15 protein-coding genes and 1 pseudogene are annotated in these 13,529 nt (G+C 69.6%); 8 read left to right on the forward strand and 8 right to left on the reverse strand.

Going from position 1 to position 13,529, the window contains the following annotated elements:
• The first annotated feature begins 2 nt into the window (after positions 1 to 2).
• Positions 3 to 755: an amino acid ABC transporter ATP-binding protein gene (locus tag JK363_RS03610; RefSeq protein WP_201871674.1), complete on the forward strand. Its 753-nt coding sequence runs from the start codon at positions 3 to 5 to the stop codon at positions 753 to 755.
• A 120-nt stretch (positions 756 to 875) separates the two neighbouring features.
• Here JK363_RS03610 and JK363_RS03615 read toward each other — a convergent pair whose 3' ends face one another.
• Positions 876 to 1,652 (reverse strand): class I SAM-dependent methyltransferase, encoded by a 777-nt coding sequence (locus JK363_RS03615; protein ID WP_201871306.1) that lies wholly within the window; start codon positions 1,650 to 1,652, stop codon positions 876 to 878.
• Between the two features lie 93 nt (positions 1,653 to 1,745).
• Between JK363_RS03615 and JK363_RS42090 the strand changes: the two are divergent.
• Positions 1,746 to 2,234 (forward strand): annotated as a pseudogene (locus tag JK363_RS42090) (CGNR zinc finger domain-containing protein); the annotation flags it as partial.
• A 44-nt stretch (positions 2,235 to 2,278) separates the two neighbouring features.
• Here JK363_RS42090 and sodX read toward each other — a convergent pair.
• Entirely contained in the window at positions 2,279 to 2,788 is a 510-nt protein-coding gene (gene sodX / locus JK363_RS42095) for a nickel-type superoxide dismutase maturation protease (protein ID WP_236075529.1), read from the reverse strand.
• 158 nt (positions 2,789 to 2,946) lie between these two features.
• Here sodX and sodN point away from each other — a divergent pair, with 158 nt between their 5' ends.
• Positions 2,947 to 3,342 (forward strand): superoxide dismutase, Ni, encoded by a 396-nt coding sequence (gene sodN / locus JK363_RS03625; RefSeq protein ID WP_201871310.1) that lies wholly within the window; start codon positions 2,947 to 2,949, stop codon positions 3,340 to 3,342.
• 84 nt (positions 3,343 to 3,426) lie between these two features.
• On the opposite strand, the gene JK363_RS03630 is transcribed toward sodN, so the two are convergent.
• Together JK363_RS03630 and JK363_RS03635 are read right to left on the reverse strand one after the other, a co-directional pair.
• A complete protein-coding gene (locus tag JK363_RS03630; protein WP_201871312.1) occupies positions 3,427 to 4,245 on the reverse strand; it encodes a class I SAM-dependent methyltransferase in 819 nt (272 codons plus the stop codon).
• Positions 4,242 to 5,561: an NsdA family TPR-like regulatory protein gene (locus JK363_RS03635; RefSeq protein ID WP_201871314.1), complete on the reverse strand. Its 1,320-nt coding sequence runs from the start codon at positions 5,559 to 5,561 to the stop codon at positions 4,242 to 4,244. Before JK363_RS03635 ends, JK363_RS03630 begins: the two co-directional genes overlap by 4 nt.
• Positions 5,562 to 5,714: 153 nt before the next feature.
• Between JK363_RS03635 and JK363_RS03640 the strand changes: the two genes are divergently transcribed.
• From JK363_RS03640 to JK363_RS03650, 3 genes are read left to right on the forward strand one after another with little or no spacing between them, the layout of a single operon-like run.
• On the forward strand, positions 5,715 to 6,122 hold the full coding sequence (locus JK363_RS03640) for an ATP-binding protein (protein WP_236075530.1): 408 nt from the start codon (positions 5,715 to 5,717) through the stop codon (positions 6,120 to 6,122).
• A 28-nt stretch (positions 6,123 to 6,150) separates the two neighbouring features.
• Positions 6,151 to 7,275, forward strand: coding sequence for a hypothetical protein (locus JK363_RS03645; protein ID WP_201871318.1), 1,125 nt, complete (start codon positions 6,151 to 6,153; stop codon positions 7,273 to 7,275).
• Positions 7,272 to 7,640: an ASCH domain-containing protein gene (locus JK363_RS03650; RefSeq protein WP_201871320.1), complete on the forward strand. Its 369-nt coding sequence runs from the start codon at positions 7,272 to 7,274 to the stop codon at positions 7,638 to 7,640. The genes JK363_RS03645 and JK363_RS03650 overlap by 4 nt, the downstream gene beginning before the upstream one ends.
• 261 nt (positions 7,641 to 7,901) lie before the next feature.
• Here the strand turns inward: JK363_RS03650 and JK363_RS03655 are convergent, their stop codons facing one another.
• Together JK363_RS03655 and JK363_RS03660 are read right to left on the reverse strand one after the other, a co-directional pair.
• Positions 7,902 to 8,468, reverse strand: a complete 567-nt coding sequence (locus JK363_RS03655; RefSeq protein ID WP_307821590.1) for a helix-turn-helix domain-containing protein — start codon at positions 8,466 to 8,468, stop codon at positions 7,902 to 7,904.
• Positions 8,469 to 8,541: 73 nt separating this feature from the next.
• A complete protein-coding gene (locus JK363_RS03660) occupies positions 8,542 to 9,003 on the reverse strand; it encodes a MarR family winged helix-turn-helix transcriptional regulator (RefSeq protein WP_201871322.1) in 462 nt (153 codons plus the stop codon).
• 106 nt (positions 9,004 to 9,109) lie between these two features.
• Between JK363_RS03660 and JK363_RS03665 the strand changes: the two genes are divergently transcribed.
• Positions 9,110 to 10,057, forward strand: a complete 948-nt coding sequence (locus JK363_RS03665) for a quinone oxidoreductase family protein (RefSeq protein WP_201871324.1) — start codon at positions 9,110 to 9,112, stop codon at positions 10,055 to 10,057.
• Positions 10,058 to 10,420: 363 nt separating this feature from the next.
• Here JK363_RS03665 and JK363_RS03670 read toward each other — a convergent pair whose 3' ends face one another.
• Positions 10,421 to 10,957, reverse strand: a complete 537-nt coding sequence (locus tag JK363_RS03670) for a pyridoxamine 5'-phosphate oxidase family protein (protein WP_372444705.1) — start codon at positions 10,955 to 10,957, stop codon at positions 10,421 to 10,423.
• A gap of 66 nt (positions 10,958 to 11,023) precedes the next feature.
• Between JK363_RS03670 and JK363_RS03675 the strand changes: the two genes are divergently transcribed.
• A complete protein-coding gene (locus JK363_RS03675) occupies positions 11,024 to 12,232 on the forward strand; it encodes a serine hydrolase domain-containing protein (RefSeq protein WP_201871325.1) in 1,209 nt (402 codons plus the stop codon).
• A 19-nt stretch (positions 12,233 to 12,251) separates the two neighbouring features.
• On the opposite strand, the gene JK363_RS03680 is transcribed toward JK363_RS03675, so the two are convergent.
• Positions 12,252 to 13,343, reverse strand: coding sequence for a LysR family transcriptional regulator (locus JK363_RS03680; RefSeq protein WP_201871327.1), 1,092 nt, complete (start codon positions 13,341 to 13,343; stop codon positions 12,252 to 12,254).
• Positions 13,344 to 13,529: the final 186 nt, after the last annotated feature.

Raw genomic sequence — 13,529 nt, forward strand, 5'->3', positions numbered from 1 at the left:
CCATGGTGAAGGCCGAGGGCGTACACAAGTCCTTCGGCGCGGTCCAGGTCCTCAAGGGCATCGACCTCGAGGTCGCCCCCCGCGAGGTGTTCTGCCTCATCGGCCCGTCCGGCTCCGGGAAGTCCACCTTCCTGCGCTGCATCAACCACCTGGAGAAGATCAACTCCGGGCGGCTGTACGTCGACGGCGACCTGGTCGGCTACCGGCAGAAGGGCGACAAGCTCTACGAGCTCAGGGACCGCGAGGTCGCCGAGAAGCGGCGGGACATCGGCATGGTGTTCCAGCGCTTCAACCTCTTCCCGCATATGACCGCGCTGGAGAACGTCATCGAGGCGCCGGTCCAGGTCAAGAAGGAGACCAAGGCGGTCGCGCGGGAGCGCGCGCTGAAGCTGCTGGACCGGGTGGGCCTGGCCGACAAGGCGGGCAACTACCCCTCCCAGCTCTCCGGCGGTCAGCAGCAGCGCGTCGCCATCGCCCGCGCGCTGGCGATGGAGCCCAAGCTGATGCTCTTCGACGAGCCCACCTCGGCGCTCGACCCGGAGCTGGTCGGGGATGTGCTCGACGTCATGCGCGGGCTGGCGGAGGACGGGATGACGATGATCGTCGTCACCCATGAGATGGGCTTCGCCCGCGAGGTCGGCGACTCGGTCGTCTTCATGGATGACGGGGTCGTCGTGGAGTCCGGACATCCGCGCGAGGTGCTGACCAACCCGCAGCACGAGCGGACCAAGTCGTTCCTGTCGAAGGTCCTCTGACCGGAACCCGTGCGACAACACCGGGGCGGTACGGCCGTTGGCAGGCCGTACCGCCCTGGTGCGTTATCCACGCGTCTGTTTTCGCGTCTGTTTTCGCGTCTCCTCAGTGCTCTCCCCGGGCTACTTCAGCCCCAGCACCATCGCGTCCGAGACCGAACACCACACCGGGCGCGCCTCCGCGAAGCCCGCGTCGCGCAGCGTCCGCGCATGCCAGGCGGCGGATTGCACCTCACCGTCGGCGTGGTCGCCGTCAGCCGGGTTGCCGAAGATCCGGAACCGCTCGGCGACCGGTCCGGCCAGCATCGTGTCCCGCGCGGCGGCCTGCCACCAGTCCACCCAGTCCTGGGTTCCGGCCGCCCTGGCGCGCGCCTGCCGCTCCTTGTGGAACGCGTGGTCGGCGGCGTTGATCCGGGGCGTGCTCGGGTCCGGCATATGGTCGGCGTTGAGGAAGGCACCGCCCTCCCGCAGCACCCCCGCGACCTGGCTGTACAGCACGCTCAGCTCCTCCGAGCGCAGCCAGTGCAGCGCGGTGGAGCTGAGCACGGCATCGTACGCGCGGTGCGGCAGCCGGCGCGTCCACTCCGGGTCGCGCAGATCGGCGGTCACGAACGTCACACGGCTCTCCGCCGTGAAGTGGCCGCGGGCGATCGTCAGCAGCGCCGGGTCCAGATCCACACCGATGCTGGTGGCTTTGGGGAACCGGCGGAGCGCCCGGTCCGAGATACTGCCGGTGCCGCACGCGAGGTCGAGGATCTTCGGCTCCGGGCCGACGAGCGCCTCGACCGCGTCGAGCATCGCCCGGAACCGCTCTTCACGCTCAGGGAGGTACCACTCCTGCTGCCGGTCCCAGCTCCGCTGCCACGCCTGCCAGTCCGCCACGGCGACGGTCTTTGTCATCGTGCCACTCCCTCTCGCGGTCCGTAATACCCTGGTTCGCAAGGCGCCCATTACCGACCGCCCGACCTTAAATCACCCCCGTAAGGACCACAAGTGGAACTGGCTTATTACTCGGATCTCGCGGTACGCCTGGTCAACAGCGAGGAGCCCGTCCGCGGTACCGACGCCCTGACCTCCGTGGAAGCTGTGCGCACGCTCTTCGGCGAGAGCAAACAGGCGGCCCGGCGCGCCACCGACGCCGATGTGACCCGACTCAGGGCGGTGCGGGCACGGCTGCGCGCGGTCTTCGAGGCGGCGGCGGAGGGGGACGAGGTACGGGCCGTGGACCTGCTCAACGCGCTGCTGATCGAGTTCCCGGTGAGCCCGCAGATCTCCGGGCACGAGACCCGGGACGAGGACGGCCGCCCCCACTGGCATATGCACATCGCGGACTACGCGGCCAACGCGGGCGCCGGATTCGCCGCCACCGCCTCGATGGGGCTCGCCTTCCACCTCACCGAACTGGGCGCCGACCGGCTCGGCATCTGCGAGGCGTCGCCCTGTCGCAACGCCTATCTCGATACATCGACAAATCGATCCCGGCGCTACTGTTCCGACCGCTGCGCCACCCGCGCCAATGTGGCCGCCTACCGCGCCCGCAAGCGCCTCGACGCCGAGCGCTCGGCCGCCGCCGAACGCGGCCCGCGCGCCCCCCGCGAGGACCGCGACCGCACCGGCCGCACCGCGGACGCCGCCCACGACAGCAGCCCCGCGATGGAGCGCTGACCCCCGGGCCCCGCGCCGGGCCGCGGGCGCGGCCGCAGCCGCACCCACGCCCGCGCGACCACCAGCTCGTCCGGCACCACACCGAACTCCCGGCTGTCGTTCTCCACGTACGGATTGTCGCCCCGCACCCACCAGCCGCCCTCGCGCCGCTCCACCGCGCGCTTGACGATCAGCAGATCCTGCCGGAACGGATGCCGCAGCACCACCACGTCCCCCGGCCGCACCGGCGCCCCGTACCGCACCACCAGCTGGTCACCGGGGTACAGCGTCGGCTGCATCGACGGGTTGTAGACCTCGGCGAGCCCGATCCGCAGCAGTCCGTGCTGATCGCGATCGCGCTCCTGCCCGCGATCGTGCAGCTGCTCCCGCATCACGGCACCTCCGGTTCGTACGCCACCCATCACCATCGCAGGCATCCCAGACTGACACCGGACTTTTGACCTAAGCCCCCCGGGGCGCCCGAGAAAAGCCTTCCCGCACGGAGTAATGTCGCACCTGAGAAGACGATCACGAATGGAAGGACAGCTCTATGCTCTCCCGCCTGTTCGCATCCAAGGTTCAGGTCAGCGCCCACTGCGACCTGCCGTGCGGCGTGTACGACCCGGCCCAGGCCCGTATCGAGGCGGAGTCCGTCAAGGCCGTACAGGAGAAGTACCAGGCCAATGAGGACCCCCACTTCCGCGCCCGCGCCACCGTCATCAAGGAGGAGCGCGCGGAGCTGGCCAAGCACCATGTCTCGGTGCTGTGGAGCGACTACTTCAAGCCCCCGCACTTCGAGAAGTACCCGGAGCTGCACCAGCTGGTCAACGACACCCTCAAGGCCCTGAGTGCCGCCAAGGGCTCGACCGACCCCGCCACGGGCCAGAAGGCGCTGGACTACATCGCCCAGATCGACAAGATCTTCTGGGAGACCAAGAAGGGCTGACCCGGCCCCTCACCAGCATCGCCCGACCGCACCCGGACCGCCTCTGGTGGTCCGGGTGCGGTCGTTTCGGTGCCGCCCAGGGTGTCAGCGACGGCAGACGAGGATGCCGCCCTTGCAGTGGATCTCGAACGCTCCATGCCGGGCGATGCGGTCGACGAGGATGGCACGGGCCCGCTCGACGGTCGCGTCGAACGGCACGTCGTGCTGGTCGGCCCACGCGCGATACGAAGCCATATGCGCGATGACCGGCGCGGGGTCGCGGACCGTGATGGTGCCCGGCAGTTCGATCGTCTCCACATGACCGAACTCCTCGCCGAGAAAGACCGGGGCCTTCTCCAGGGAGAAGCGGGCACTGAGCGAGATGCGGGCCGGTCCCTTCCCCGAGCCGAGGACATCCCCCGCGGCCCGCCGCCACAGTTCGTCGAGCTCGGCTTTGTCACCGTCACTGTTGGTGGACGCGATCACCAACCCGTCCCGGTTCACAACGCGGGACAGTTCGCTCACCGCCCGGCCGATGTCCGTGACGTGGTAGAGCATGTGCAGCGCCAGCGCCGCATCACAGCTCGCCGTGGCCATCGGCAGCCGCGTGGCATCCGCCACGGCGACCGGACCCGAGACCCCGTCGAGAATGCCGGGCGCGAGGTCCAGCCCCAGCACAGCCAGGTCGGGCCGGTCCCGGCGGAGCCGCTGTGTGAACGTGCCATTGCCGCATCCGACGTCGACCACACGTCCGCGAACGTCGCTCAGCTGCTCCGCGACCATGCCCGGAAGGTCGTAGCGGGGCGTCTGCCATCGATACAGGGACTGCCGGGCAGCGAGGTCCCGGTCGCCGATGTACGCACTCCTGGTGAGGCGCTCCCGGTCGGTCACGGCGGCATCGTGGGCGGCGGACAGCTCGTTCACGTCGGCAGCTCCGGAGGACGGGCGGCAGGCGATGCCGCGAGGACAACCGTGTACTGGAGTCGTTCTCGTAAGTGTGCGGCCTGCGCCGCTCCGCCGTACTGCGGACCGCTCAGCTCACGGCACAGCGCAGCCAGCCGCCGCACGATGCTCGCCGACATGCGCTCCGGCGGGGAGTCGAGGACGTAGCCGAGCATGGCCTCGGTGCCGTCGAGCTCGCCCAGAAGCAGGTGGCCGCGGGCCAGGTCGACATGGGCGGCGAGGAGGTCGCCGACCGACTGGTCATCTTCTTCCGCACCGCGGTAGAGCCGGATCGCGGTACCCGCCGCCGAGATCGCTTGCCGGGTGTGTATCCGTCCGCCCATGGCCAGATAGGTCGTCCCGGCATACGCGAACTGCTTGGCTGCCGGGAAGGCGAAGAGGCCCGGTGGCTCGTCGGAGCAGGACATCGCCTCACGAGAACGATCGGCGTCGGCCAGAGCGGCCACCGCACCTGCCTCATCCCCCGCTAGGGCCAAGGAACGCGCCTCCAGGCTCGCCAGTCGCGCGGCGATGCTGCCGCTCGCCCGGTGCCGACGGGCTGCACGGGCCAGCCCGGCCGCCTGCTCGTACCGTCCGGTCCAATAAGCGATCAGGGACTCGACGGCCCGCACCCAGGCCAGCATCCCTTCGTGCCCAGCCGCCGACGCGCACGCTCGGGCCGTACGGGCGTGGGTGGCGGCGGAGCTGTAGTCACCCAGGTCCAGGCATACATGTGCCGACAGACCGCACAAGCGGGAGGCCGCAACGTACAGATCGGTGGTCTGCCGAGGGTGCTGACGTCCTCGCAGGAGCTCGAACACTCCGTTCCGCAATCGCTTGATCTCGACGTACAACTCCAGCAGTGGGTGGCTCACATAGGCGCGGGCGAGGTGAGCGACATCAGCCTCCATCTGCTCGACAACGGCCTCGTCCGCGTTGCTCTGCGCGATGAACCGGGCGAAGTCGGCGGACGCCACCGCGTCAGCCGACACGGTGTTCGCCGTGGGCCCTGCATGCGGTCGTTCATGCCCCGGCAAGGTCTCGCCACCGCCCCGGCGTCTCTTGCTGACCGTGGCAGCCCGGTCAAGCACCGCAACGTCAACGCCGAACACCTTCGCCAGGTATCTCCGCGTGTACGGAACGGGGATACGCGACTCGCGCTCGTAGCGGCCCATCTCCTTGCCGGTCTTGGCGGAACGCCCTTCAAGGGCGTTGTACTCGTCGGCCACTCGCTGCTGGGTCCAACCTCGATCGGTGCGTAACCGGACAAGCAGCTCGCCGATCCCCGTGTCGCCCATCCCACTCTCCCCGGAACACACGAACTCTGGCCCCCATAGTGGCCCCCGGAACGGCCCCCGCGCTGGCTCCCGACCCGAACGGGCGATGGCGGTTGGCTGGAGGGCATGTTGAGGAGACCGTCCGACGAACACAAGCCAACCGACCCGGGTCGGATGGGCAGCAGTGCTGTCGCGTGCCGCGCGATGTGCTTTGCCTCGCTCGACCGCACCGCGCGCGCTGCCCGGGGCTTCGTGGTCGAGACCCTTGCCCGGTGGGATCGGGCCGAACGCGCCGACGACATCAGGCTGTGCGCCTCCGAACTCGTCACCAACGCCCTGGTGCACGGAGCCTCCGACGGTGGTCACGTTCTCGTGCACGTCGAACTGCACGACACCACATTGCGCCTTGAAGTTCACGACGCCGGGGACGGCACTCCCGCCGAGCGCAGTCCTGAGGACACCGCAGACGACGGTCGCGGCCTGTTACTCGTCTCCGCTCTCGCCGACCAGTGGGGTGTGGAAGCGCGGCAGGGGTCCGGCAAGTGCGTCTGGGCCACGTTCGACCGCACCCGCATCACCTGAGTCCTGATCCAACCCGAGGGGAAACCTCATGACGACCCGCCCCTTATCGCCGAACAACGTCCTCGCCAATGCTCTCCACCACGCGGAGGACGTCCTGACCCCTCGCATCCTGGCCGCCGCACCCGAGCGGCTCGTGCTGGTCGTAGGCACCCAGATCAACGGGGCGCCGCATATCGGCACGTCGCTGGTGCAGTCTCTGGCCTTCGCCATGGCCGCCCGGCTGCGCGACCGATTCGGCCTCCCGGCCGAGGTCCTGTTCAACGCCCTTGACAACGCGCCCTACGAGCTGGACGCCGACCCCGCAACCGGCCACCGCTACCAACGCGCCTACGCTCAGGCCCTCGGCAAGCCAGCCCTGACCGACCTTGTCGCAACCCTCTATCAGCCCCTGTTCACCGCCCTATCCCGTCGTCTGGGCATCCCGCACCGCGTCGAGACCTACACCGAACAGCAGGCCGGCGAGCGCTTTCGCCTCACTTGGCTCCGGCTCTTGCCCCGCCTCGACGCCGCCCGCTGGTGGCTCTCCCCCTCAACTGGCACCCCGCACCTCCGCGTACCCTGCCCATACTCCGACTGCGGCTGGGCCGAGAAGCACGCCGAACGCACCCGCGTCCGCCTCACCGACCCCAAGACGGCACAGGTGACAGCGGTCTGTCTGCGCCACGGCGCCTACCAGCTCAGCATCACCCCGACCAGCGGCCCCTACCTCGACCTGGCCACCCTTTACCGCAATCTGGTCAAGGAAATCTCCCTGACCGACCGGCCGTGCGGTGGAAAGCTGCACATCATGGTCAAGGGCGGCGACTGGGTCTTCGGGTCTCTGCTGGTCGACGAAGCCCATCAGGCCGTGGGCCTCACTCGCGCTCAGCTCCCCGCGCGCCTGTTTTGCCCCCAGATCGTCACCGACACCGGCGCCAAACTGTCCAAGTCCCTGATCCGCGAAGGCTGCACCCCCTTGCCGCACGTCGCGGCGGGCTGGATGCTCGACACTCGGCAATGGCCCGGCACCGTTACCGAGTACACCGACCAATTACTGGCCATGACAGAGATCCTGCTGTCCGACCCCCGTCACTTCTTCCGCTCGTACTCGGCGACCGAGATCGGCCGCATGATGACCGTCGCCCCAGTGCCCAGGAGCATTCCCACCCCATGACCGACCCCACCGCCCGCGTCCACGAACTCAACCTCTTTCGCCAGTACTTCGGCCTCGTGGTTGCGGGCAAGAAGACCATCGAGGTGCGGGTCAAATACCCGCACCTCGCAGACCTCGCCGCAGGCGACATCATCCGCTTCCGCATCAAGGGCACCGACGACAGCTGCGAGGTCAAGGTCAAGCGTGTCACCGAATACCCCGAGTTCGAGGCCCTGCTCGACGGCGAGGGTCCGGCCAATGTCAACCCAACGGCTACACGGGACCAGCAGCTCGCCAACATCCGCGCCATCTACCCGCCCGAGAAGGAAGCCCTGGGCGCACTCGCCATTGAGATCCAACTTTCACACCCCGAAGCCCTCGCCTAAGGGCCTCTCCTTGGGGAACACCGGTTCGAGGAGCTACCGCAGGCTCTTGCCCTCAACACGCTGGGGCCACCGTGGGAATCTTCGGAGACGGCCTGTCCCATCGCTGGGAGACCAAGAAGGGTTGACCCAGCCTCTTACCAGCATCGCCCGACCGCACCCGGACCGCCTCTGGTGGTCCGGGTGCGGTCGTTTCGGTCCGGGCAGGACTCGGGCGGCGCGACGCGCCTAAGTGGTCGGCTCCGGAAGTCCTTCGGGGGTTGATCAAGCGGCCAGGGCTACGGAGGATACTGCGCTGGGGGTGTGGACCATGACCGCGTTCGGAAACGCCGTGGCCAGGCAGCACGCCGCCGCGTTGGTAGTCGTGGTTGACGCGCATCGCCCGGGCCTGCCCTGGCACCAGGGTCGGATGGCAGCGGCAGCGGGCCTGGACGGAGGTCTTCTCGTCGCTGGAGATGACGTACTCGTCCTCGCCCAGGGGTTCGCCGCCGAAGACACGGGCGTACAGGTCCAGCACACGGGCGGCCTTGGCCGGGTCTTGACCTCGGCGACCTGCAGCGGGGTGAACGGGGGCGGCCTGCCCGAGCGCTTGCGGTCGGGCAGGGCGGGCAGGCCGCCGGCGGCGAACCGGCCGCGCCAGGTGCCCACCGTGTCCACGTGCGTTCGGGTCTGCGCGGCTATCCGGGCATGGGAGCGCCCCCGGGCCGCCAGCAGGACGATGGTTGCCCGCTGCCGGGACTGATGCGGGGTCTTGTGGCTGTAGGCCATCTTCTTCAGACGGTGGCACTCGGCGGCGGTCAGCACCACGGGCACGGCAGTACCGGCAGGCATCGCAGGCGGGGTGACCGAATCTTCCAGAGCGGGTGCGCAGTTATGGGGTTCCGCGGGTGTGGCGGCCGCGGGCTCAGGTGGCGGGCGGGGCTGTAGCGTGGCGCGTCTGCTGGATCAGGACGGTGGTGGCGCGTTCCAGAAGTTCGCAGAGTGAGGCGTGTTCGGAGGGCGTGAACGCGTCGGTGAGCGCGCGCTCAAGGATGATCACCTCCTGGTAGGCGCGGTCCAGCAGCACCTGGCCCTCATCGGTGAGGGTGGCGATCTGCACCTTGGCGTGCACCGGGGACGTCTCGCGGCGGATGAGTTCCTTGGTCTCCATGTTGGTCAGCACGCTGCTCATGCTCTGCTGCGTCACCCCGCAGGAGCGGGCCAGTTGGGCACCGGACATGCCGCCTTCGCGCGAGAGGATCAACAGGACGGTGTACTGCGTCATGGTCAGCCCGTAGGCACGCAGTACTGCCTCGTGGTGCGCCATCAACGCCTGCTCCGACCGCCTGATCCGGGTGCAGAGGTCGTTATCGATCGGGGCTTCCACCGCGTACTCCCCACTCCATTGACAGGTTCATGGGTTGACTCAGGAACCTTATATACCTACCGTTCTCGACTGTAAGGATACTGAGTCAACACAGGGGGCTGTAACCATGAAGGCTGTCGTTCTCGACACCGATGACCACTACCGGGTCACCGAACTCGATGAGCCCACCCCCGGCCCCGGCCAAGTGGCGATCCGTGTGGCCTACGCCGGGATCCAGTGGGGCGACACCATGGTCAGGGACGGCCACTTCGCCGTACCTCGTCCCTTCGTCCCGGGGTTCGAGGCATCCGGGCACATCGTCGCGGTCGGCGCGGGCATCGACGCACGCCGTGTCGGTGCGGCCGTCACCGCGCTGACCACCTCAGGCGCCTACGCCGAGGTGGTCCTGGCACCCGCCACGCTCACGTTCGACATCGGCAGCATGCCGCTGAGGACAGCCGCAGGTCTCGGGTGGGGCGCACCGACCGCCTACGACCTGATCAACACCGCCGCGCACGTGCGGCCCGGCGAAAGCGTGCTGATCCACGCCGCCGCCGGCTCAGTCGGCACGCTCGCCGCCCAATTCGCCCGACTGGCCGGAGCAGGCCGGATCGTCGGTGTGGTCGGCACTGCCGACAGGGCCGACTACGCCGCGCAGTTCGGGTACGACCAGCTCCTGCTCCGCGAGGAGTTTCCGGCCAAGCTCGGCGACGAGAAGCCCGACGTCATCCTCGACCCGGTCGGAGGCTCGACCCGCACTGCCGGCCTCGAGCAGCTCGCCGTACACGGCCGACTGGTGGCATACGGCAACCTCGCCACGTACGAACCCGTCCTCGCCGACGCCAACGACCTCCTCATGCACGGCACGTCACTCCTGACCTACAACAGCAACCTGCTCAGCCAGACCCACCCCGAGCGGCTCGCCGACAGCGCCCGCCGCGCACTCGGCCTCGTCGCCGACGGCAAGGTCCGCGTGGATATCACCACCGAGTACGCCCTCGGGGACCTGGCCATGGCCGTGCAGCGCCTCGCCGAGGGCACAACCCATGGCAAGAGCATCCTCCGCGTCGCCTGACTACACGCAGAAAGTGCCGGCCACGAGGCGGCTCCCGCGATGAACCCCGCCAGGACGGCAACGGATCACCTTGGACGCGGGAGCGACCCCATGTGACCCCTCATCAGCGCTGGGCAGCGGCCTTGGCACCCCGAAGGACTTTCGGAGTTGACCACTAAGGTGCCGAGGTGACTGTTCGAGGTGGGGGGCCGGGGTGGAAAGTTCGACCACGTCCATACCGCGCCGCCGGGCGGCGGCCGTGAGCAGGTCGCGGGTGGGGCTGCGGCCCGGTGCCACCGCCAGAAATCCTCGCTCGGTCATGGGCGCCGACGATGCCAGCCGACGTGGCGGCCGGGCCACACCGTTTTCGGGGTCAGAAGTGGGTCAGAAGCCCCAGCGCGTCTGACCGTAGACGCCCTTGCGGAAGCCGAACGCCGTGGCCGGGGCGACCTCGTAGACCAGGGCCTGACCGCCTTCGTGGTGGAAGGAGCCGTCGCGCACCTCGAAGGTCCACTCCTCGCCGTACTTCGTCACATACGCCTCGGCCACCCGCCGCAGCACGGCGTCGTCGCGGACCGCGGCAGCCTCGCCCTCGACCACCAGGTCCAGGCCCTCGCGCAGGGTGTTGGCGCCGGTGGTGAGGGTGCAGTGGGGGTTGTGCGCGAGGTTCTTGGCCTTCTGTTCGCCGGGGCCGGTGCAGAAGTAGAGGGCGCCAGCTCGGCCGCCGCCAGCCGCTCCCGTCCTTCGGACCAGGGGGTGGCGGTGGCGTCGGGGCTGCTGAAACGGGTGTCCAGGGCGGTCCGCGGCTCGTTCTCCGTCATGTGCTCGCTCCTCACTGCGATGCCGTGGCGGCAGGGCGGTCCGGTCGGCGCGCTCCCGTCGCCTCTGTCGTCTGGGACCGCGCGGCGGACCGGAATTCATCGCTCACCGCCGCGGCTCCGGAAGGAGTCTCAAGGAACACCCCGCACCGGACGAAAGGGACACGCGATGAGTGCCGGAGGATGGTCCACCGCTCGGCTGGGCCGGATGCGTGATGTCCTGGCCCGTCATATCGCGGAGGGAGCGGCGCCGGGCCTGGTGACGCTGGTCAGCAGACGCGGTGAGACCCATGCCGAGGTGATCGGGGCGCAGGCGTTCGACGGTGCGCCGATGCGCCGGGACACCATCTTCCGGATCTCCTCGATGACCAAGCCGGTGATCGCGGTCGCCACGATGATCCTGGTGGAGGAGTGTGCGCTGCGGCTGGACGACCCGGTGGACGGGCTGCTGCCGGAACTGGCCGACCGCAGGGTGCTGAGGCGCCCGGACGGGCCGCTGGAGGAGACCGTTCCGGCCGAACGACCCATCACCGTACGCGATCTGCTGACCTTCCGGATGGGGTTCGGCCTGGTGCCCGGCTCGCCCGGCGGCCATCCGGCGCTGGCCCGCGCGGAGGAACTGGGCCTGGCCATGGGGCCGCCGAAGCCCGCCACCCCGCACGGCCCCGACGAGTGGCTGCGGCGGTTCGGCACACTGCCGCTGATGCGCCAGCCGGGCGAGGCATGGTTGTACCACACCGGGTCCCAGGTGCTGGGGGTGCTGATCGCCCGCGCCTCGGGGCGTCCGCTGGAGGACTTCCTGCGGACCCGGATCTTCCAACCGCTGGGTATGAAGGACACCGGCTTCCATGTGCCGCCCACCGAACGGGACCGGTTCGCCGCGTCCTATCTGGCGGATGTCACCACCGGGAGGCCCGAGTTGTACGACGCGGCCGAGGACGGCCGGTGGAGCCGCCCGCCAGTGTTCCCCGACGGCGGCGCGGGCCTGGTCTCCACGGCCGACGACTTTCTCGCCTTCGGCCGGATGCTGCTCGCCAAGGGGCGGTACGGCGCCGGTGAGCGGCTGCTGTCCCGTCCGGCGGTCGAGCTGATGACGACCGATCAGCTCACCCCCGCCCAGAAGGCCGCCTCCGGGGCGGCGCCCGGGTCCTGGGACCACCGCGGCTGGGGCTTCGGCGTCCAGGTGGTGACCGGGCGGGACGCGATCGAGGCGGTGCCCGGACGGTTCGGCTGGGACGGCGGGCTCGGGACGTCATGGGCCTCGGACCCGGCCGAGGACCTGGTCGCCGTGCTGATGACGCAGCGGGCGCAGTTCCCCCGGTTCTCGCCCGTCCACCTCGACTTCTGGACGCTGGTCTACCGGGCGATCGACGACTGAGCGGCCGTCGCGCGGTGGGCTACGAGCCGTCGGCGGGACCCGCGAGCCCGACACCGAGCAGCGGGTCGGGCAGCGGGTCCGGCAGCGGGTCGGTCAGCGGATCGGGCAGCCGGGCGTCATGGAGGCGCAGCAGGGGGCTCTCGTTGCGCACCAGCCACTTGCGGTACGCGTCGCTGGCCCATGCGATCTCGAAGTAGGCGTCCGCGAGGTCGCCGAAGAGTGCGTCGACATCGAGGGATCCCTCGGAGGGACCGGCCCCGGAACTCCTCGCGCCCGCCGCCGTCATCGCCCGCGAGGCCAGGAACAGCCGGACGGTCAGCGGGTCCCCGCTCAGGGGGCGGACGGCCATGCCCTGGCGGGAGCGGGCGGTGGGCTGGCAGGGGGTGACCACTTCACCGGAGGCCACCAGCTCGGCGGCGGTGAGGTAGTCGCCGTAGACCACCCGGGGACTCACTCCGGCCGCGGCCAGCACCCGCCGCAGCCCGGGGCCCTCGCCGTCCACGCTGGGGTCGACCATCCACTGGTCGGTGGCGAGGTCGGCCAGGTGCACCGTGTGCCGGGCGGCCGCCGGATGGGTGTCGGCCAGGGCGACGAACTGCGGTTCGCGCGCCACCAGGACGCGGCGCCGGACCTCTTCGGGGACCCGCAGCGGGACGCCCTCGACCTCGTGGACGAAGGCGACGTCCAGCTGGTTGGCCGCGACCATCTGTAACAGGGCGTTCGCGGACACATCGATGTGGATCGTGGTGTCCGTGTCGGGGTAGCGGACGCGGAGCCTGCGCAGCCAGCCGGCCACGGCCCGGCTCCCGGTGCTGCCGATACGCAGCCGGGCGCCCGCGGCCTGCCCGGCCTCCAGCCGGACCTCGGTGAGCAGGGCGCTCATCTCGGCCACGATCGGCCGGGCGCGGCACAGCACGGACCGCCCCAGCGGGGTCGGCCGGCTGCCGGTGACCTCCCGCGAGAACAGCCGGCCGCCGATGGTGTCCTCGATCCGCCGGAGCTGGGTCGTCAACGAGGGCTGGGTCATGCCCAGTTGACGCGCCGCCTTCCGCAGGCTGCCGGTGTCGGCTATGGCGCATAGTGCGCGGAGGTGCCTCACCTCGAGCTCCATAACGGGAGCATAACGGCGCTCTCGGGGGTCACACCAGCCTCGAACGCCCCACCAAATTTGCCTCATGTTTGGCCAATTGGTAGCCAAACGCCGATCGATCAGGTGTCAACCGGCCCTGACACACCTCCCGGTCGGGAGTGCGGTGATGCGTTGGCCCTATCACCCATTGATATCTCTACGGCAGGC

The organism is Streptomyces coffeae (assembly GCF_016741875.1).
Classification (GTDB): Bacteria; Actinomycetota; Actinomycetes; order Streptomycetales; family Streptomycetaceae; genus Streptomyces; species Streptomyces coffeae.

Bases quoted from the DNA above. Each gene is read 5' to 3' on its own strand.
- JK363_RS03650 (WP_201871320.1), top strand. From the start codon at position 7,272: ATGACCGACCCCACCGCCCGCGTCCACGAACTCAACCTCTTTCGCCAG.
- JK363_RS03645 (WP_201871318.1), top strand. From the start codon at position 6,151: ATGACGACCCGCCCCTTATCGCCGAACAACGTCCTCGCCAATGCTCTC.
- JK363_RS03615 (WP_201871306.1), bottom strand. From the start codon at position 1,652: ATGACAAAGACCGTCGCCGTGGCGGACTGGCAGGCGTGGCAGCGGAGC.
- JK363_RS03675 (WP_201871325.1), top strand. From the start codon at position 11,024: ATGAGTGCCGGAGGATGGTCCACCGCTCGGCTGGGCCGGATGCGTGAT.
- JK363_RS03610 (WP_201871674.1), top strand. From the start codon at position 3: ATGGTGAAGGCCGAGGGCGTACACAAGTCCTTCGGCGCGGTCCAGGTC.
- sodX (WP_236075529.1), bottom strand. From the start codon at position 2,788: ATGCGGGAGCAGCTGCACGATCGCGGGCAGGAGCGCGATCGCGATCAG.
- JK363_RS03670 (WP_372444705.1), bottom strand. From the start codon at position 10,957: ATGAATTCCGGTCCGCCGCGCGGTCCCAGACGACAGAGGCGACGGGAG.
- JK363_RS03655 (WP_307821590.1), bottom strand. From the start codon at position 8,468: ATGCCTGCCGGTACTGCCGTGCCCGTGGTGCTGACCGCCGCCGAGTGC.
- JK363_RS03640 (WP_236075530.1), top strand. From the start codon at position 5,715: ATGGGCAGCAGTGCTGTCGCGTGCCGCGCGATGTGCTTTGCCTCGCTC.
- JK363_RS03680 (WP_201871327.1), bottom strand. From the start codon at position 13,343: ATGGAGCTCGAGGTGAGGCACCTCCGCGCACTATGCGCCATAGCCGAC.
- JK363_RS03635 (WP_201871314.1), bottom strand. From the start codon at position 5,561: ATGGGCGACACGGGGATCGGCGAGCTGCTTGTCCGGTTACGCACCGAT.
- JK363_RS03665 (WP_201871324.1), top strand. From the start codon at position 9,110: ATGAAGGCTGTCGTTCTCGACACCGATGACCACTACCGGGTCACCGAA.
- sodN (WP_201871310.1), top strand. From the start codon at position 2,947: ATGCTCTCCCGCCTGTTCGCATCCAAGGTTCAGGTCAGCGCCCACTGC.